The sequence below is a fragment of the Gordonia sp. YC-XJ4 genome, assembly GCF_059511865.1.
Map to the genome: position 1 here is coordinate 3,041,216 of NZ_CM183447.1, position 17,782 is coordinate 3,058,997.

14 protein-coding genes, 5 pseudogenes and 2 other annotated features are annotated in these 17,782 nt (G+C 63.5%); of the genes and pseudogenes, 8 read left to right on the top strand and 11 right to left on the bottom strand.

Going from position 1 to position 17,782, the window contains the following annotated elements; translation table 11 throughout:
• Positions 1 to 178: 178 nt before the first annotated feature.
• Positions 179 to 352, top strand: coding sequence for a hypothetical protein (locus AC5ZH6_RS13325; RefSeq protein ID WP_288337172.1), 174 nt, complete (start codon positions 179 to 181; stop codon positions 350 to 352).
• A gap of 191 nt (positions 353 to 543) precedes the next feature.
• On the opposite strand, the gene AC5ZH6_RS13330 is transcribed toward AC5ZH6_RS13325, so the two are convergent.
• Positions 544 to 1,344: an AraC family transcriptional regulator gene (locus AC5ZH6_RS13330; protein WP_288337176.1), complete on the bottom strand. Its 801-nt coding sequence runs from the start codon at positions 1,342 to 1,344 to the stop codon at positions 544 to 546.
• Positions 1,345 to 1,415: 71 nt separating this feature from the next.
• Positions 1,416 to 2,177 carry an IS21-like element helper ATPase IstB gene (gene istB / locus AC5ZH6_RS13335; RefSeq protein WP_006373156.1) on the bottom strand — a complete coding sequence of 254 codons (762 nt, stop codon included), beginning with the start codon at positions 2,175 to 2,177 and terminating at the stop codon, positions 1,416 to 1,418.
• A 366-nt stretch (positions 2,178 to 2,543) separates the two neighbouring features.
• Between istB and AC5ZH6_RS13340 the strand changes: the two genes are divergently transcribed.
• From AC5ZH6_RS13340 to AC5ZH6_RS13350, 3 genes and pseudogenes are all read left to right on the top strand, one after another.
• Positions 2,544 to 2,861, top strand: coding sequence for a transposase (locus AC5ZH6_RS13340; RefSeq protein WP_211542297.1), 318 nt, complete (start codon positions 2,544 to 2,546; stop codon positions 2,859 to 2,861).
• Positions 2,858 to 3,262, top strand: coding sequence for an IS3 family transposase (locus tag AC5ZH6_RS13345; RefSeq protein WP_496169150.1), 405 nt, complete (start codon positions 2,858 to 2,860; stop codon positions 3,260 to 3,262). The genes AC5ZH6_RS13340 and AC5ZH6_RS13345 overlap by 4 nt, the downstream gene beginning before the upstream one ends.
• Positions 3,214 to 3,471: pseudogene (locus AC5ZH6_RS13350) on the top strand (transposase); the annotation flags it as partial. The gene AC5ZH6_RS13345 and the pseudogene AC5ZH6_RS13350, both read left to right, overlap by 49 nt.
• Before the next feature lie 4 nt (positions 3,472 to 3,475).
• Here AC5ZH6_RS13350 and AC5ZH6_RS13355 read toward each other — a convergent pair.
• From AC5ZH6_RS13355 to AC5ZH6_RS13365, 3 genes are read right to left on the bottom strand one after another with little or no spacing between them, the layout of a single operon-like run.
• Positions 3,476 to 3,931 carry a DUF6262 family protein gene (locus AC5ZH6_RS13355; protein WP_496167482.1) on the bottom strand — a complete coding sequence of 152 codons (456 nt, stop codon included), beginning with the start codon at positions 3,929 to 3,931 and terminating at the stop codon, positions 3,476 to 3,478.
• Positions 3,921 to 6,179: a tyrosine-type recombinase/integrase gene (locus AC5ZH6_RS13360; RefSeq protein WP_496167484.1), complete on the bottom strand. Its 2,259-nt coding sequence runs from the start codon at positions 6,177 to 6,179 to the stop codon at positions 3,921 to 3,923. Before AC5ZH6_RS13360 ends, AC5ZH6_RS13355 begins: the two co-directional genes overlap by 11 nt.
• The gene (locus AC5ZH6_RS13365) at positions 6,176 to 7,297 is read right to left on the bottom strand and encodes a tyrosine-type recombinase/integrase (RefSeq protein WP_496167486.1); all 1,122 of its coding nucleotides are present in this window, start codon (positions 7,295 to 7,297) and stop codon (positions 6,176 to 6,178) included. The genes AC5ZH6_RS13360 and AC5ZH6_RS13365 overlap by 4 nt, the downstream gene beginning before the upstream one ends.
• 96 nt (positions 7,298 to 7,393) lie before the next feature.
• Here AC5ZH6_RS13365 and AC5ZH6_RS13370 point away from each other — a divergent pair.
• The 4 genes and pseudogenes from AC5ZH6_RS13370 to AC5ZH6_RS13385 form a co-directional block, all read left to right on the top strand.
• Positions 7,394 to 8,385: pseudogene (locus AC5ZH6_RS13370) on the top strand (IS3 family transposase); the annotation flags it as partial.
• Positions 7,417 to 7,548: a sequence feature (AL1L pseudoknot), on the top strand. (Overlaps the previous pseudogene by 132 nt.)
• A gap of 435 nt (positions 8,386 to 8,820) precedes the next feature.
• Positions 8,821 to 9,521, top strand: a pseudogene (locus tag AC5ZH6_RS13375) (response regulator transcription factor).
• The gene (locus AC5ZH6_RS13380) at positions 9,511 to 10,743 is read left to right on the top strand and encodes a sensor histidine kinase (protein WP_006438349.1); all 1,233 of its coding nucleotides are present in this window, start codon (positions 9,511 to 9,513) and stop codon (positions 10,741 to 10,743) included. The pseudogene AC5ZH6_RS13375 and the gene AC5ZH6_RS13380 overlap by 11 nt, the downstream one beginning before the upstream one ends.
• Before the next feature lie 47 nt (positions 10,744 to 10,790).
• Positions 10,791 to 11,171 (top strand): BlaI/MecI/CopY family transcriptional regulator, encoded by a 381-nt coding sequence (locus AC5ZH6_RS13385; protein WP_006438350.1) that lies wholly within the window; start codon positions 10,791 to 10,793, stop codon positions 11,169 to 11,171.
• Between the two features lie 38 nt (positions 11,172 to 11,209).
• On the opposite strand, the gene AC5ZH6_RS13390 is transcribed toward AC5ZH6_RS13385, so the two are convergent.
• From AC5ZH6_RS13390 to AC5ZH6_RS13415, 6 genes and pseudogenes are all read right to left on the bottom strand, one after another.
• Complete coding sequence (locus AC5ZH6_RS13390; RefSeq protein WP_006438351.1) at positions 11,210 to 11,539, bottom strand: hypothetical protein; 330 nt, start codon at positions 11,537 to 11,539, stop codon at positions 11,210 to 11,212.
• 27 nt (positions 11,540 to 11,566) lie between these two features.
• Positions 11,567 to 12,010 carry a hypothetical protein gene (locus tag AC5ZH6_RS13395; protein WP_288338211.1) on the bottom strand — a complete coding sequence of 148 codons (444 nt, stop codon included), beginning with the start codon at positions 12,008 to 12,010 and terminating at the stop codon, positions 11,567 to 11,569.
• Between the two features lie 1,333 nt (positions 12,011 to 13,343).
• Positions 13,344 to 14,603, bottom strand: a complete 1,260-nt coding sequence (locus AC5ZH6_RS13400; RefSeq protein WP_163376561.1) for an IS256 family transposase — start codon at positions 14,601 to 14,603, stop codon at positions 13,344 to 13,346.
• Positions 14,604 to 15,268: 665 nt separating this feature from the next.
• Positions 15,269 to 15,595, bottom strand: a pseudogene (locus tag AC5ZH6_RS13405) (transposase); the annotation flags it as partial.
• Positions 15,576 to 16,925 carry an IS30 family transposase gene (locus AC5ZH6_RS13410; protein ID WP_422393741.1) on the bottom strand — a complete coding sequence of 450 codons (1,350 nt, stop codon included), beginning with the start codon at positions 16,923 to 16,925 and terminating at the stop codon, positions 15,576 to 15,578. The pseudogene AC5ZH6_RS13405 and the gene AC5ZH6_RS13410, both read right to left, overlap by 20 nt.
• A 139-nt stretch (positions 16,926 to 17,064) precedes the next feature.
• Positions 17,065 to 17,759: pseudogene (locus AC5ZH6_RS13415) on the bottom strand (IS3 family transposase); the annotation flags it as partial.
• Positions 17,605 to 17,736, bottom strand: a sequence feature (AL1L pseudoknot). It overlaps the preceding pseudogene by 132 nt.
• Positions 17,760 to 17,782: the final 23 nt, after the last annotated feature.

Consider the following 17,782-nt stretch of genomic DNA (forward strand, 5'->3'; position numbering starts at 1 on the left):
CCGATCGGGGGAGTGCGCACTCCACCTGCCGATCATCCGAGCAGCGCCGATCCCGGCATCATCATCGATACCGCGCAGCGGAGCCACATCACGCACATCAGGCACATGACGCTCGTCGAACCCCGTCGAATTCGCTTACGACGAACCTCTTTCCGACGCCGACCTGTCGTCGTTGATCATGCCCACCCACGTCGGTGCCGGCGCAGCACCGGCGCTACGCATGACACTGTTGAGGCGACTCGGCTCTCCGGTTATCGCAAACACCAACGGCGCCAGTGAGTTCGGGATCGCCAGTATTCTCGCCGGCCCCGACTTCGCCCTGGGTTCGCCACGATTGGCCACCGCCGGATGACCCCGGCTCGACATCGGCCCGCGACTCGTCGACGACACCGGCACTTTCGTCGGTGACGACCAGTCCGGGTTCATCGAGGTACACACCGGAGCAGGCATACGCTTACAGCGTCAGCCCACCTCGGTGCCACGGCCCCGGATTTCGCCGGAACCCCGCTCGTCATCGTGGACCACGATGATGGGTCCCCCCCGTCACCGGTGGGCGTGGCGATAGTGCGCCGGGCTCTGCCCGTGTACCGATTTGAATGCGTTACTGAACGAGTACGCCGACCCGTATCCGACTCGGCGAGCGATCGTTTCGAGCCCGTCGTCCGTGGCGATGAGGCCGTCGGCCGCCAGCGTCATTCGCCAGCGCGTGAGGTATCGCGCCGGTGTTTCGCCAACACCATCACGGAATTTGGCGGCCAGCCCGGACCTGGAAACGTGCATTGCGGCGGCCAATGACGCTACAGTCCAAGGCTTCTCGGGTGATTCGTGCATCAGGTCCAGTGCGCCGGCGACGGTCGGGTCGACAGTGCCGGACAGCCATCCCGGCCCGGCGAGTGGCGCGGCAGCGCGGATCACCGAGGCAACGACGACGTCGAGGAGACGATCGATGACAAAGCTGTGCCCGGGTTTCGGATCGGCGAGTTCGCTACGAAGCAGGGCAAGTAGTGTTTCGTCGACGCTCGCGGGTGGTGGGACCGTGATGTCCCGCAACTGCTCGGTCAGGTGGTGGCCGACCTGCGACGCGCGGGCGTAGGTGCCCACCAGCAACTGGTCGGCTCCGTCGTCGTCATTTCCCCATGTGAGCAGACCTCTGTGCGCAGTGGACCGCATCGTCTCGGAGAGCGGAATACACACTCCGCCTTCGATGATGCGCACCGTCGGAGGGCGTTGCGGTGCGTCGGCGACAACGTAGCGCGGGCCGTGTGCGACCAACGCCACCTGGCCTGCCACCAGCCGCACCGGCTGTCCTGAACCAGCGAGCCATACTGTCGACGGTCGCGTAATTCCTCAGGGGTGTCCGTCACGGATTTCCCCATGTTTGGGTGTGCTGGGTTGAGCGTAGCTGCGAGGACTGGTCAGCTGTTTTTCGGTGTCCGTCCGGGGCGCTTGCGTGGTCGGTAGGAGGGACCGTCCATGAGGATCTGGTGGCTGGTGTTGATGAGTCGGTCGAGCAGTGATTCGGCGACGACCGGGTTGGGGAACAGTGGGTACCAGTCTTTGGGCGCGCGGTTGCTGGTGAGGATGACTGGCTTGCCGGCGATGGCGCGGTCGGAGACGAGGTCGTAGAGGTCGTCGGAGCCGGTGGTGGTGTGCTCGCGCATGGCGAAGTCGTCGATGATCAGGACGGTGGGCCGGGTGTATTCGCGCATGCGTTGCCCGATGGTGCGATCGGCGTGGCCGCCGGCGAGGTCGGCGAGCATGCGGGCGCATTTGACGAATCGGATGTCGTGTCCGCGTAACGCGACTTGGTGGCCGAGTGCTTGTGCCACATGGGTTTTGCCTACTCCGACGGGCCCGTAGAGGATGACTGATTCACCGGCGTCGAGCCAGCGCAGCGCGAGGAGGTCACGCAGCATCGCGGCGGGCAGTTTCGGGTTGGCGGTGAAGTCGAAGTCATCGAAGGTGGCTGATTGTTCGAAGCGGGCGCGGCGTACGCGCCGCGCGAGGGCGGCGGTCTCGCGGCGGGCGATCTCGTCTTCGCATAGCACCTGCAGGAATTCAAGGTGACCCAGTTCGCCGGCGTGGGTTTGGGCCAGACGGGCGTCGAGGGTGTCGAGCATGCCGGTCAACTTCAACGTTTTCAGCGCGGCTCGCAGGCTGGGGTCATGAATGCTCATCAGAATGGGTCCTTTGTGAAAAATGTTGTTAGTGAATGTGTTTGGAGTGGTCTTACTGGTTGGCTGCGGTGTCGAGGTCGCCGGTGAAGGCGTGCGGGCCACGTAGAAACGCCGGTGGCATCGGTGCCGGTGGTGTGGTGGTGTCGTCGTCTTCGGTACCGGCGATCAGGATGCCCTTGATGGTGCGTGGCCCGACATCGCCGACGGCGATTGCCCGGGCGCAGGCGGCGTTGATGCGGTCATCGGGATACTTCGTGCGTAAACCGACGATGGATTGGATTGCGCGCAGCCGATGGATTGAACCTCCCCAGTTTGAGTGGACACCTGAGATAGCGGGACGAAGGGTCCTGCTGGAAGGATGTCTACATGTCCAGGACGCGTCGGTCGTTTACGCCTGAGTTCAAGGCGGAGGCTGCTCGTCGGGTGATTGACGGGGGCCGGCCGGTCACCGAGGTCGCGCGTGAACTCAACGTGCATGAGAACTTGTTGGGCAAATGGGTGCGCGCTGAACGGATGCGCGATGGTGTCGCCGACGAGGTGCGCAACGCCCCACCGGATCGGGACTTGTCAGCTGGTGAGCGCGCGGAGTTGACTCGGTTACGTGCGGAGCTCGCCGAGAAGGATCGCGATCTGGCGTTCCTGAAAAAAGTATCGGCGTACTTTGCGGCGCAGCAACATCGGTGAGCAAGTTCGAGCTCATTGCCGCGGAGTGCGCCGACCACGACATCACGAAACTCACGGAACTGCTGGGTGTTTCACGATCCGGATTCTACTCGTGGGTGGATCGGCAACGACGTAGGGAGCTGACACCTCGCCAGCAGCGCCGCCGGGATCTGGAGGTGAAGATCCTCGCCCATTGGCAGGCATCCACGCGTACCTACGGTTCGCCGCGGATCACCGCCGATCTGCATGCCGAGGGCGTCGCGGTCTCGGAGAACACCGTCGCCAAGATCATGGCCGAGATGGGTATCGAGGGCATCAGCCTGAACCGTCCTGGGTCTGGTGGAGACCGTGATCTCACCAGGAGAATACGGATATGGGAGCACCACGGAAGTTCGACCAGGAGACCCGTGAGCGGGCGGTGAGGATGTATCGGGATCGGCTTGCCGAGCCCGGCGAGTCCAAGTCAGGAGCGCGTCGTCATGTCGGGGAGTTGCTCGACATCAATCCGGCGACGCTACGCAACTGGATCGAGAAGGACACTCCGATCGTCTCCGGATCGGGGACGACGGTGGCCGCCCATGACGCGGAATTGCGTGAACTTCGGCGGGAGAACGCCGAATTACGCAGAGCCGTCGTTATCTCAGGTCTGTTCGGTCGTTTGAATGGTTGAACAGGGAGTTCGTGTCATGAACAGTGTCTATGACACTGCCTGCTTCGAGGCGATGAGTGCGGAGTTGGCCGTGGAGCCGGGCGACTTGGTCGCGCAATTCACGATTTTCGGTATCGAGTTCGCGGATGCGAACGTGCGCGAGAGCGAGACGCTGCCGCAGTGAGGCATCCGACCCCCGCTCGATACCGACGGTGGCGGCCGGGACCGCCGGCGAGGTGGTGAGGCGACGGATGTCATCGCGGAACTCGGCCTGGTTGTAGAGCCAGGCCCGGGAGACTCCGGCGCGGGCGGCAATGTCGGTGACAGTGAACCTTTTCCCGGTCTCCTTGAGCTCATGCAGGGTTCGTCGGGCACGGGCAAGAGTGTCCATTCGGCGTCGCTGGGCGGCTGCGACGAGGTGGTGACTGTTGTCAGTCGGCATCGGATGATCCCTCTCGGCAGCAGGATGTATCGGTCGCGGGGTCCTCACCGCAGCGGCAGTGACTGTCACCTTCGAGGGTGGTGATGATGGTGAGCAGGTTGGTTTCGACGGTGCGGTTCATCTCGGCGAGACGGGTGTGGCCGTCCGCGTCGGCGCGGGCGATCAGCGTTCGGGTGTCGTCGAGTTGTTTGTGATGGTGCGGTAGGAACTCGGCGGTGGTGACGAACAGTGGGCAGGTCAGGCACGCGTTGGCATGCGGGCACGATTTCTGTAGTGGCAGACCGCAATAGCCGTTCGGAAGGACCATGGTGGCTCGGGACAGGTTCTGTTTCATCCACTCGGCATCGGCGAGTGGGCCGTCGATGGTGGTGTCGACGGGTTCGCCGCGGATGTTGATCTTCTGGGCGCGTTCCCACTGCTCACGGATGGTGGTGTCCGCCAGGCGTGCGTAGACCGCGGTCATCGTATGGCTGGTGTGATCGAGCAGACGCCGGACCACTTCCTGAGGCACCTCGTTGTTGATCAGTCGAGTCGCGTAGGTATGCCGGAACTGGTGTGCGGTGACATACACCGGACTTCCGAGTTCGTCTGTGATATTTCTACTTTCAAGCCAGAGTCCGAGCTGGCGGACGAAGGTGGCGGTGGGCATCGGCAACCGGCCGTCGGGGTTGGATGTCGTGCGCGGCAGCAACACCGCGGTGGTCGGGAACCGCTGCCGGGTGCGTGCCTGTTGCGCCTCGATCATGGCGGTGAGCTCGTCGTCGATGGGCACGATCGCGTCGCGTCGCATCTTGTGGTTGCGGTAGCGCAGATAGACCGCGCTCTGTCGGTCTCGAATCAGACAGTCCAGAGGCAACCGGGTCGCATCGCCTACACGCAGGCCGGTGCGGATGAGGATCTCCACCAGGAGCCGGATCCGAGGGTCGGCGATCCGGTCGAGGTTGTCGGTGCTTTCGATCTGGTTCATGACGAACTCGGGAATGAACCGTGGCCGGGATGTCTCGTCGCGGCGAGGATGGTCACTGGGATACAACTCGGCGTCGGCCGACAACGACGCCCAACGGTGCTGACGGACAGCACGCAGAAACCCGGCGACGGAACTGATGTCGCTACTGCGGGTCTTCGGGTGGGGAACCTCGACAGCGAGTCGGGCCAGGTATCCCTCCAACGCTGCCCGATCGAGATGCGCCGGGCCGGGCGCCGTGGTCAACCCGGGTGTCAGCTGTGACAGTCGCACCAGCGCGATCCGGTCCTTGCGCAGCTGACCCACCCCGAGCCCACACGATATCCGCCAGCGGCACCAGCGTTTGGCCAGCTCACGGAGCCATGGTGGGTGCACAGGGGTGAAATCGCATCGAGCATCGTCCCCGGCGGCGATGCCGAGCCGCCGTAGCAGCCACACATCTCGCCGGTATTCACCGTCCCATCCGGTGTCGTCGCGCAGGTCGTGCAGTCGCTCGATCGCGAAGCCGAGAAATGCTCGAGGCGAGTTGGTCGCGGCGGAGGCCGGTAGCCCGGCGAGCCACTCGGTCAGTGAACGCTCGAGCAGCGATTCGACACCGGAGGTGGCCAGATGGTCCAACAGTGGTTTGATCGAGCGTGGTGTGGTGCGGGTCCGGTGCGTATCGACCCGGCATTGCAGCGTGTACTGGATCTCGAGCCGCAGGTGCGGTGGCATCGCTCGCAGATCGAATCGGTCCTCGCCGTAGTGGGCGCAGTAGCTGATGAACTCGTCGACAGGTGGGCGGCCCCGTTGGCGCCAGCGGACATGGTGGGAACGACACCAGCCTTGTCCCAACTCGGCCCACAAGCGGCATTCCGGGATCGCGCAGATCGTAGTCTGTTCGCCGTCCACGTGCGGATGCCACTGCGCCACCGGTGGTCGTCCTGCCTTGTCCCAGTCTCGGGAATGCTTGTAGCACAGCTGATACCGATGCTGACCGAACCCGCATTCGGTGATCGAACACGACTGCAGCGGTCGATGGCCTGTCACCTCGGGATCCGCGGTGGCTGCCCAGGTCTGTCGGTCCGGATGGCCGGCACGCGTCCACCGATGACGATGCGCCAGGCACAGCCCGCCGTAACGGCTCGAGTGCACGCATCCCCGGACCATGCACGCGGGCGTGCCGAGAATCGGATCACCGACTGCCGGCACCAACACATCGACGCGGAACTCCGGGCGTACCACGGACGTCAACTGTCGCGCCGCTGCGGGAACGAGGGTCCTCGCCGCCGCCTCGGCACTCATTGTTGTTCCTGCTTTTCCGGAAGCCAGCCCACTGCCACCAACGCTCGCCGCGCATCCTCGACTTTCAGGTGTGCGTAGGCGTCGCTGGTGGTGGCGATCGAGGCATGTCCGAGCAGATGCTGTACCACCTCCACCGGCACCCCGCGACGCAACAACTCCGTCGCATAGGAATGACGAAAGGTGTGCGGACCGAATCGGATTCCGGTCCGAGACCGGATCCGGCAGACCAAGTCGTAGACACTGGGATAGGTCAGCGGATACCCGATCCGACCGGACCACAGGTTGACGAACACGTAGTCGCTGTCCAGGTCGCCGTACTCGCCGTGCAGGTAGTCGGCATAGAGGCGGATCACTCGGGCTGGTACCGGTACCTGCCGGGATCGTCCGCTCTTGGCCCGCGCCCGATTCACGTTCACACGCGGCACCACCGACACCAGCCGAGATGCAGCGTCGATGTCACTGTGCCGCAACCCCAATGCCTCACCCACCCGAAGCCCGGACTCGGCGAGCAGGACGAGCAGGAACCGGTCCCGCAGCCGATCGCACGCGGCCACGATCACCGAGACCTGATCGGTGTCGAGCGTGTCGGGAATGCTCCGATCGTCCCGCAGCCGGATCCGTTTGGTACGTTCCAGTCGAGATCCCAAGTGCGCCAGCAACGGACGCCATGACCCACCGTGCACTTCGCGCCGTTGCCAGGTTGTCAGGAGATCACCCAGATCCACGCCGTGACGTTGATGGAACTCGTAGAACGCCGACACCGCGGACAGTTTCCGGTTCACCGTCGCTTCCGAGCACACGCTCTCCGCGGTCGGCAAAGCGGCCACGCCGGCCGCCCGTGCCACCAGCGGCAGTCGCAGCCACGCAACGAAACGGCCCACATCCTCGAGGTGCACCCGCGACCACACCAGTGCGCGCTGGTTCAGGAACTCGAACCAGTCCCGCAGGTCATACGCGTAGGCCTTGACGGTGTTCGGTGAGTGTTCGATCGCGTGCAGATGCGACAAGAACCCCTCGATCGGTGCCACCACCGATGAATCGCGATCGACAACCGTCCACGATTCCGAATCGCCGAATGGCATCGCCACCGACTGCACTCGCAGACTACGGCTCGTCATGGACACCAAAGATAACCTGTCTACGGCACACTTCCCGGCATCTCGACCGGCGTGTCGTTTACATCCTTGACTACCTTGGTCGGGCCTCAGATAACCAATGAGATTTTGAAGACAGCGTCGGCGTTTTTCGCCGCGGCGGAGATCGACCGCCGACTTCGTTGATCGTCGAGTATATCGACGCTCACCGCGACCGGTTCGGGGTCGATCCGATCTGCCGGGTACTCACCGAGTACGGAATGCAGATCGCCCCGTCCACCTACTACGCCCACAAACAGCGGGGCACGATCTCGGCAGCGACACTGTCCGAGGCGTATGCCGCGCACGCCGTCTACCAGCAGTTTGAGAAGAACCGCAGTGTGTATGGGGTGCGCAAGATGTATCACACGATGTGGCGTGCCGGTCATATGATGGGACGCGACCAGATCGGCCGGCTGATGGGGATCTGCGGAATCTCCGGCGCGGTTCGTGGCTCGCATCGCATCACTACGACCCGTCGCGACGAGACGGCACCGCGCTTCCCTGATCATGTTGAGCGGCAGTGGAATACACCCACACATCCCGATCAGTGGTGGGTCGCCGACTTTACCTACGTGTGGACATTGGCCGGGTTCGTCTACGTGGCGTTCCTCGTCGATGTGTTCTCACGGCGCATCCTCGGATGGCGGGTCATGACCAGCAAGCACACACCGTTGGTGACCAGTGTGGTCGAACAAGCACTGTTCACTCGACGGAGGTCCGGATTCGCTTTTACTTCAACGGGTTTGGTGCATCACAGCGATGCGGGAAGTCAGTACACGTCGTTGGCGTTCACCGCCGCCTTGACCGAGGCCAACATCACCGGTTCCATCGGATCGGTGGGCGATGCTCTCGACAATGCGCTCATGGAATCGGCGATCGGCCTCTACAAGACCGAGTTGATCGACACCGGCCGCACCTGGACCGATCGGGGCCACGTCGAACGAGAGACCGCCGCCTACGTCCACTGGTTCAACACAGAGCGACTGCACTCGTCTCTGGACTACTGCCCACCCATCGAATACGAGACGCGCTACCGTGACACCGTCGCCTCCAAAGCGGAGGTGGCCTAAACCAGGTCTCCATCCGATCCAGGACGGTTCAATCCGCAGTACCGGGGTGCCGCCGACCAGCTGACGACTCAGCCCAGCACGGCGCGATGTGGCCTCGGCAGGGAAGGTGGTGGCGAATGGATCACTGGTGGTGAGGCTGTAGGAGACAGTCACACGGGCATCCTCTGCATCGATGGACAGGATGTCGCCGGGCCGAAAGCAGATCAACAGTGTGAGAGGGAACTGGGACATATCGTTCGGCGCGGCGACACCGCCACCTTGCCCACTCAACCTCAAGGCTGATCGGCGGTCGGGATCAAGATCTGCTCAAGAATGCCCGCGGGGTTGGATGGTCGTGTAAACCACCGCCACCATAGGGACGTGCCTCATGACCGCGTCATCGTCGACGACGACCTTCGTGGGCCGGCGGCCCGACCACCGCACGGGCTACACGCGCTGGTCATCGAAGATGAGCCTGACATCGCCGAGGTTGTCGCCGACTACCTGCAGCGCAGCGGATTTGTGGTCACCATCGCCCACGACGGCCAAGAGGGGATCGCCGCCGCACGCACGGTGAGTCCTGCGGTAGTCATCCTCGATCTGGGTTTGCCCTCGATCGACGGCGTCGAGGTGTGTCGGCAGTTACGCACTTCACCGACGCCTACATCGTGATGGTCACCGCCCGCGCCGACGAGGTCGACACCATCATCGGTCTCGCGGTTGGAGCCGACGACTACCTCACCAAACCGTTTCGTCCTCGTGAGCTGATGGCGCGCATCGACGCCATGCTGCGCCGTCCGCGCCCGACCTCGGCGGTAGACACAGCACACCCGCGGACACTGGGGGAGCTGACCCTGGACCCACAAGGCCGTGAAGTGCGGGTAGAAGACACACTCGTGGAACTGACCCGCACCGAATTCGACGTTCTGGAAGCCCTGAGCCGACGGCCCGGTGTGGTGTTCAGTCGAGAACAACTGCTCACCGAAATCTGGGGACCCAACTGGGTCGGCGATGCCCACGTTGTCGAAGTTCATATCGCCAGCCTGCGCCGCAAACTCGGCGACAGCGCCGCGGCCGGTCGATTCATCCGTACCGTGCGCGGCGTGGGCTACCGGATGGGTGACGGCCAACCTCGAGGAGACAGCCATGAACGGTGATCGACGACGGGCACGTATCCCGGGCAGCTTCGGCTCCCGGTTGATGCTGGCCCAGGCCATCGTGATCGGCGGCGGCGGCATCAGCGTCGCGATCGTGGCACTGTTCGTCGCGCCGCACACCTTCCACGATCACCTCGGCCAGTCCAGCCTCGAACCGGGATCAGCACAGGCCGAACACGTCGAGGCCGCATTCACCTTCTCCATCGTCGTCTCGATGACCGCAGCCCTGGTCACCTCGACGATCCTGGCCACGGCCGTCAGCTGGTTCCTGGCTCGCCGCGTACAACAGTCAGTCGCCAGCGTCGCGCGCTCGGCTGTGGCGATCGGCGCAGGCAACTACCGCACCCGTGTTCCCGATCGCCAGCTCGGCACTGAGTTCACCCAGCTCAGCCGAGCCATCAACCAGCTGGCACAACGTTTGAACTCCCAGGAAGACATCCGCAAGCGGATGCTGTCAGACCTCGCCCACGAACTGCGCACCCCGTTGACCACCATCGGCGCGATCACCGACGCCCTCGAGGACGGTGTCCGCGCGCCCGACTCCCACACCTTCGACGTCGTGCGCACCGCCACCACCCGGTTGCAGCGCCTCGCCGAGGACATCGCGACCGTATCCAGCGCCGACGAGCACCAGATGCCATTGCAACCCTCGACGATCACTGTCAATGAACTACTCATCGCGACCTACGAAGAAGCCGCCGAGCTGTTCACCGACGCCGGCGTCACGCTGGGCATCGTCACCACCGCCGCGCGCGTACACATCGATGTCGATGCCGAACGAATGAGCCAAGTACTGCTCAATCTGCTCACTAACGCGCTGCGACACAGCTCCCCGGGCCAGCGGGTCGTAGTGAAAGCCGACACCGCCCCGGCACACGCGGTGCGCATCAGCGTCGTCGACTGCGGGGACGGGATTCCCGCTCAACACCTTCCACACATCTTTGACCGCTTCTACCGCACCGACTCCTCACGGACCCGAGACGCCGGCGGCAGCGGTATCGGACTCACCATCGCCCGCTCCATCGTCGAAGACCATGGGGGCACCTTGCTCGCCGAAAGCCTGGGAACCGGGCACGGAGCCACCTTCACCATCACGTTGCCGACCACAACACGACGTCACATCCACCGCAGCACCCCTGGAACCGAATTCTCCGCAGCCATCGAACACCGCCCGCCTCGCGGCGCTGCCGATGCGCTCCAACGGGACCGAGCTACTAACTGAGGTAGTCCGTCGTAAGATTGACCCGCATCTAGAGATGGTGGGTGAAAATGACTGGGCTGGGTTCGCTGGAACGCGCAGTGATGGACGTGCTGTGGTCGGCCGGTGCGGCGATGTCGGTGCACGACCTAGTCGAGGAACTCCACGACCGCGAACCGGCCTACACCACAGTGCTCACCGTCGTCACCAACCTGCACAAAAAAGGGTTCGTCGGTCGAGAAAAAGTCAGCCGCGCCTACCGGTACTTCCCCATGCAGACCCGCGAGGAGGCCACCTCACGCACCTTGCGTCAGGTCCTCGACGCCAGCGGAGACTCCGCGGCAGTACTGATGCACTTCGCCCAGACCGTGACACCCGCCGAGCGGGAAGTGCTCAGCGAATACCTCAGCCGCAAACCTCGCCACACCCGCGGCGGCGGCACCAAAGCCTAAGCCACAGAAACGTTCCAAGAGTCGAAATCCCGGCCCGACTACTCAACCGGCGCGCGCCCCTTGACTGCGGGAAGTAGATGCGCCGCCAGCGCACCGGCCACACCCGCAGCGAAGGCCGCAGCACTCAGCGCCGACACCCAGTCGTGCACATCCACCGCGGTCAGCATCCGCAGCTCGACCTGATCACCGCGCCCGACTCCTGACGGGTCGGATGGCACGAGATCCGACGTTCGGAGCAGCATCACCAGCCAGAACGCGGCAACCGCCTCAAACATCACCACGGCAAGGCCCACCGCACGAGAGATCGTACGGGCAGGACCGCGCGGGCCGAACCGATCCGTACGCGGCACCTCGACACCGTCAGTCATGCCCACCACCTCCTCCGCACACTCGCATCACGCCCCACTTCTACTAACCACCTTCGTATTTTGTGGGAATCGGGCGTGGGCGCCGGGAACGAGGGCGTCGAAGCCATCACCGCGGGAGGCCGGCCGGGCCAGGCGGAAGACTATCGCGGCCACCAGACCGAAGATCGCGATCACACTGCCTGTGCGGGACCACCTCGGGGTTCGATTGAGCTCCGCCCTCAACGCCAGCTCGGCGATCGGATCAGCAGGCACCGCGCCAATCTCGATCGGCGCGCCCGTGGCGGCGAACACGATGAACACCCACATCGCCGAGGCCATCCACACGAGCGGGTCAACCATTACAGCCAACGACGTACCGTGCAGATGAACAGAAAACAGCACGAGCGCCCCAACACAGAGCATCACCAACACGATCGCCGACGAGAAATCGCCCTGGGGAGCAACCACCATCACGCCGACGGCCGCACTCACGGCCACCGCACACGAAACAAGCGCCCGCCACGCCTCCCCACCTCGATCCGGCTGGCGGGCAGCGGCGACACCACACGCTACGACCGCACCGAACAGTCCCAGGAGTGTCCCTTGGGCCACAATGTTTGCGATCACCACGCCTCCAACAGCCAACCTTGAAACTATGCTAGATAGTAGTTTAGGTGGGCTGGAGGGCGCTGACGGAGGGGGAGTAGCTCTATCTTCTTCGTCGGTGGGACCGCCGCCTGCATCGATGAGTTGGTCCTCGCCCCCGATTTGGAAGCCTGGGACATCGAACTCGACCACGAATCATGGCTCACGACGCGTTCAACCCGCTGCCACCCGCTACGCGCTGACTTCGTTCCTAGCCCGTCCTACCTCACGATCAACGTTTTTGCGACGTCTCCCCGCGGAGCTGTGACGGCTACGGTTAAGCAATGTCGTCGACGGGCGTTGTGCGGGTATGGCATTTCAGTAAAGGGTGGGGTGTGTTCGACTCACCGGACACTCCCGGCGGGGTGTACGCCGACGCTCAATCGCTCAGACTCCTAGCGGTAGCCGATCTGAACGATCCACTCGCTTCGATGGGTTTGCGTCCGGGGACGGAAGTCGAGTTCGTTTGGTCAGATGCTGCGGATGACCCGCTCGAAGGTTTGCGCTACGAAGTACAGCAGGCGTGGCCGATCGGCGTGGCCGCTACTCCGCCGTCGCCGCCGGCCGGGGCGTTCTCCACCACCTTTTGGACCAGCGAGGGTGACGCCGGCCCAGATGGTTTGACATCGATGCGCGAGCACCGCCACGAGCAACACTTCAGGTCCCCGCGATCTCTCGATGTTATGTAAGGAGCGCTTGAAAGATACTCTCCCCCAGTGATTTACTACTGGTAACCACTCGTATCACTTTGTCTCGTGTCACACACGGAACCCGACATTGGCCCAAGACCATCGGCTGAGCAGTTCGTTCTTGAGCCGACGTGGGACACTGCTTGCGTGCCCCCAACCGCGGCGAAGTCACCGACGATCGATCCAAGGCGATCTGCCGTAGTCGACTGCGCGGCCATCGCCGTCGGCGCGGTCCTCGGCGTTGCGGTCGGACTTGTCCTTCCTTTACCGTTGTCGATTTTCTTGCGTCACTGGCTGGGCTTTCCCCCGACCGATGCCACCCCTGGCCCAAAAGCTCTGACGGCGACCTACTGGCTGCCCTGGGTGCTGAGCTGGCTGGCCGCGAACATTGCTGGGGTCGTCCTGGTTTTGTGGCCACGTGCCCGCCTCGTGGGTCTCTGGTATCTGATGATAGTGCCCCGTGATGTGGTGGGAATCGGTTCCGCGTCTGGTCAGTCGCAGTGATCAACGAGTTCCGTGTTTTGATCATATCCGTTGCTGGCGTTGAGGGCGTGCTGCTTGGCGGCGATGACGGCTCGGAGTTCGCCCATGGAGCTCTCTGAGAGGTAGCGGCGACCGACTTGCCATTCGTCGTGTTGGTCGATCACCACCGAGGTCGCCAGCCGCAGGAAGGCCTCCGGGTTGGGGAAGATTTCTACGACGTCGGCGCGGCGTTTGATCTCTTTGTTGAGCCGCTCGATGGGGTTGTTGGACCAGATCTTCTGCCAGTGTCCGCGGGGGAACGCGGTGAACGCCAGCACGTCCGTTTTGGCCTCGCGCATCATCTGGTGCGCCTTGGGGAACGAGCCGGCGAAGGTGTCGGCGACCTGGTCCCACTGCGCGGCCACATCCTTGGGGTCGGTGTGGGCGAAGATCGTCTTGACCGCCGCGGTCACCGCGGGTGCGTGCTTTGACGCCACCGTGCCGTGCAGGTTGCGCATGAAGTGCACCCGGCAGCGCTGCCAGGAGGCGCCCACAAACTGCTTGGCTACGGCCGCCTTGAGGCCCGCATGGGCGTCGGAGATGACCAGGTGCACCCCGGATAGCCCACGGGCCTTCAGGGAGCGCAGGAAGTCATTCCAGAACTCGTACGACTCACTGTCCCCGACCGCCGTGCCGAGCACTTCGCGGGTGCCATCAGCGGAAACGCCAGTGGCCACGACCATGGCATGAGATACCACGTGCGCACCGATACGGACCTTGCAGAACGTCGCGTCAGCGAACACGTACGGGAACTCGGTGTGGGCCAGCGTGCGGGTACGGAACGCCTCCACTTCGGCGTCGAGCTCGGCGCAGATGCGGGACACCTCAGACTTCGAGATGCCAGTGTCTACACCGAGAGCCCGTACGAGATCGTCCACTGCACGTGTAGAGACCCCGTGTACGTAGGCCTGCATGATCACCGCGTACAGGGCCCGGTCGATGCGCCGGCGCCGCTCGAGCAGAGCGGGGAAGAACGACCCCGATCGCAGCTTCGGGATCCGCGCCTCGATATCGCCGGCCGGGGTCGAGACAGTCTTGTTTCGGTACCCGTTGCGGTGCGTGGTGCGGTCCTCGTTGCGCTCGTACCTGCCGGCGCCGATCTTGGCTGAGGCTTCAGCCTCGATCAGCGCCTGCAGGCCGGCCCGCACCAGTTCGGCGAACATCGCCTGCGGATCGGCGGACAGGAGTGCATCCAACTGGGCGTGTACGCCAGAATGGGAGTGGGTCATCGCGTGGTGTGTCCTTCCGTGAGCTACTTGGTCGTAACTCATTGACCACTACGCGATGGCCCACCCCCTTGGCGGGCCGCCACACCGTCGTCAGCCCAAACCCCGGCCCCCAAACCCCACCACTCCAGGGGACTTACCCGTATCTGATCGCGTCCGTGCCGATCAGCACACTGATCACTTTGTTCTACTTCGGGCTCGACTACTACGGGTTCTCACCAGACTGATTGAGCCCATCTCTCGTTCGTGGCAACCACCAGCGTCGTTCCTCAAGGTGACATCGCAATGGCGTTGCCGTTCTGGCTGCCTTCGGTGAAGGGGTGCCTCGGTTTCAGCCTGGGTACGTTAGGTACGTACCCGGTAACCGGTACGTACCTTGTATCCTCCGACTGCGGTCGGAGGGAACGCAATCACGACCCCCGATTTCCGGCGGACTTGGCCGTCAATACGGTTGTCGATCAGGAGTTCGCTTCTGGTGCCCGCTCGGCAACGTAGGCGCCGAATTCACTTGAGCCGCGGAGTGCGTGCTGGAGAGCGGTATTCGGATGTATGCCGAGCGCGTCGGCGAGTATGGGCGGTGGCGATGTCTGTGTGATGGTCTGCCATGTTCCCAAACGCGTTTCAAGGGAGGGAAATCTGAACCGTCCTGGATCGGATGGAGACCTGGTTTAGGCCACCTCCGCTTTGGAGGCGACGGTGTCACGGTAGCGCGTCTCGTATTCGATGGGTGGGCAGTAGTCCAGAGACGAGTGCAGTCGCTCTGTGTTGAACCAGTGGACGTAGGCGGCGGTCTCTCGTTCGACGTGGCCCCGATCGGTCCAGGTGCGGCCGGTGTCGATCAACTCGGTCTTGTAGAGGCCGATCGCCGATTCCATGAGCGCATTGTCGAGAGCATCGCCCACCGATCCGATGGAACCGGTGATGTTGGCCTCGGTCAAGGCGGCGGTGAACGCCAACGACGTGTACTGGGCGGGTTCAATCGGTCCATGCAACACCGGGTTGTTGTAGTGAGTGTAACTGTCCTTCAAAGACTTCGGCGGGGGTCTTCCAGCCGAGGGCCTTTCGGGGACGGTTGTTGAGGGTGTATGCGATGGCTTCGAGGTCGTTTGCAGACCACCGTGACAGGTCAGTTCCCTTCGGAAAATATTGGCGCAGCAGCCCATTAGTGTTCTCGTTGGACGGTCGCTGCCACGGCGAATGCGGATCGGCGAAGAACACCTGCGTTCCGGTATCCATCGCGAACTGGGCATGAGCGGACAGTTCCTTACCGCGATCCCACGTTAACGTCTTGCGCAACTGCTGCGGCAGCGCCGCTATCGACGCCGTCAGTGCCGCGTTCATCGCGATGGCGCCGTAGCCACCGAGTGCCGGCCCGTTCTTCACCGGCGGTTGCTCACCCCACCCTTGCAAGCGTGGGAGATGGACTAGAATCGTTGCGCGACTGCGCCGTTCGACAATAGTGCCGATAGCCGACCGACCCACACCGATGATGAGATCACCCTCCCAGTGGCCGGGGACAGCACGGTCGTGGGCCTCAGGCGGGCGCTGGCTGAGGACGACATCGGAGGTGACGTGACCCTGCGGCTTGTTGCGTGAGCGAGCACGGGGCTCCCGCAATGCCCGCCCGGTCCGCAGGCACGCCACCAACTCGCGTTTGAGCGCGCCACGGCCCTCGATGAACAGGGATTGATAGATTGCCTCATGACTGATGCGCATGGATTCATCATCGGGGAAATCGACCCGCAGGCGCTGGGAGATCTGCTCCGGACTCCATGCCAGAGACCACCGCCGGTCGGCCCGGTGCGGCTTGTTGAGCCCCTTCCACGGCGGCGGCGTGGGGCCGGCGACGATCGTGCCGTAGGGGCTACGGACAGTGCCCGCCAACCGCTCCTGCACGTACTCCCGCAACTCGACGTTGGCCACGAGTTTCGCTGTTTTCGGGCGCTTGGCGGCCTGCTCAGCTTTCCACTGCGCCACCGAGGCTCGATACTCGAGTTTCCCACTCCTGGTAGCGGAGTTGCGGCGCAACTCACGCGAAATCGTTGCCGGACTGCGTCCGATCTGCCGAGCAATCTCTCTCACACCACACTGTTGGGCGCGGAGCAGCGCGATCTCTTCCCGTTCAGCGAACGACAGGTAACGACCCGCCGGCTCGTCCAGACTCAGTGGCGTCATTCCGCCAGCGTGGCGGAACCACCGCGACCCCACCGGCACCGACACGCCGACCGCCACCGACGCCTCCGCCGTGCTCATCCCCGTCGCGATCAACCCCCAAAACTGACGTCGCACCGCCCGCGACGGCTCGGGCCGGCCCGGCGAACGCATCGCCGGCCGCAACGCACGATCAGCTCGCCACTGCCGACGAACCCCCGTGGGCGCATCGCTGGTCTTCTTGCTCCAGTCTGCTGTAGCCAAAGCCAACACCTCCAAGATCAAGGTGTTGCGACGACCAGTTGAATTCACCCTGACTTCCCGCATCGCTGTGATGCACCAAACCCGTTGAAGTAAAAGCGAATCCGGACCTCCGTCGAGTGAACAGTGCTTGTTCGACCACACTGGTCACCAACGGTGTGTGCTTGCTGGTCATGACCCGCCATCCGAGGATGCGCCGTGAGAACACATCGACGAGGAACGCCACGTAGACGAACCCGGCCAATGTCCACACGTAGGTAAAGTCGGCGACCCACCACTGATCGGGATGTGTGGGTGTATTCCACTGCCGCTCAACATGATCAGGGAAGCGCGGTGCCGTCTCGTCGCGACGGGTCGTAGTGATGCGATGCGAGCCACGAACCGCGCCGGAGATTCCGCAGATCCCCATCAGCCGGCCGATCTGGTCGCGTCCCATCATATGACCGGCACGCCACATCGTGTGATACATCTTGCGCACCCCATACACACTGCGGTTCTTCTCAAACTGCTGGTAGACGGCGTGCGCGGCATACGCCTCGGACAGTGTCGCTGCCGAGATCGTGCCCCGCTGTTTGTGGGCGTAGTAGGTGGACGGGGCGATCTGCATTCCGTACTCGGTGAGTACCCGGCAGATCGGATCGACCCCGAACCGGTCGCGGTGAGCGTCGATATACTCGACGATCAACGAAGTCGGCGGTCGATCTCCGCCGCGGCGAAAAACGCCGACGCTGTCTTCAAAATCTCATTGGTTATCTGAGGCCCGACCAAGG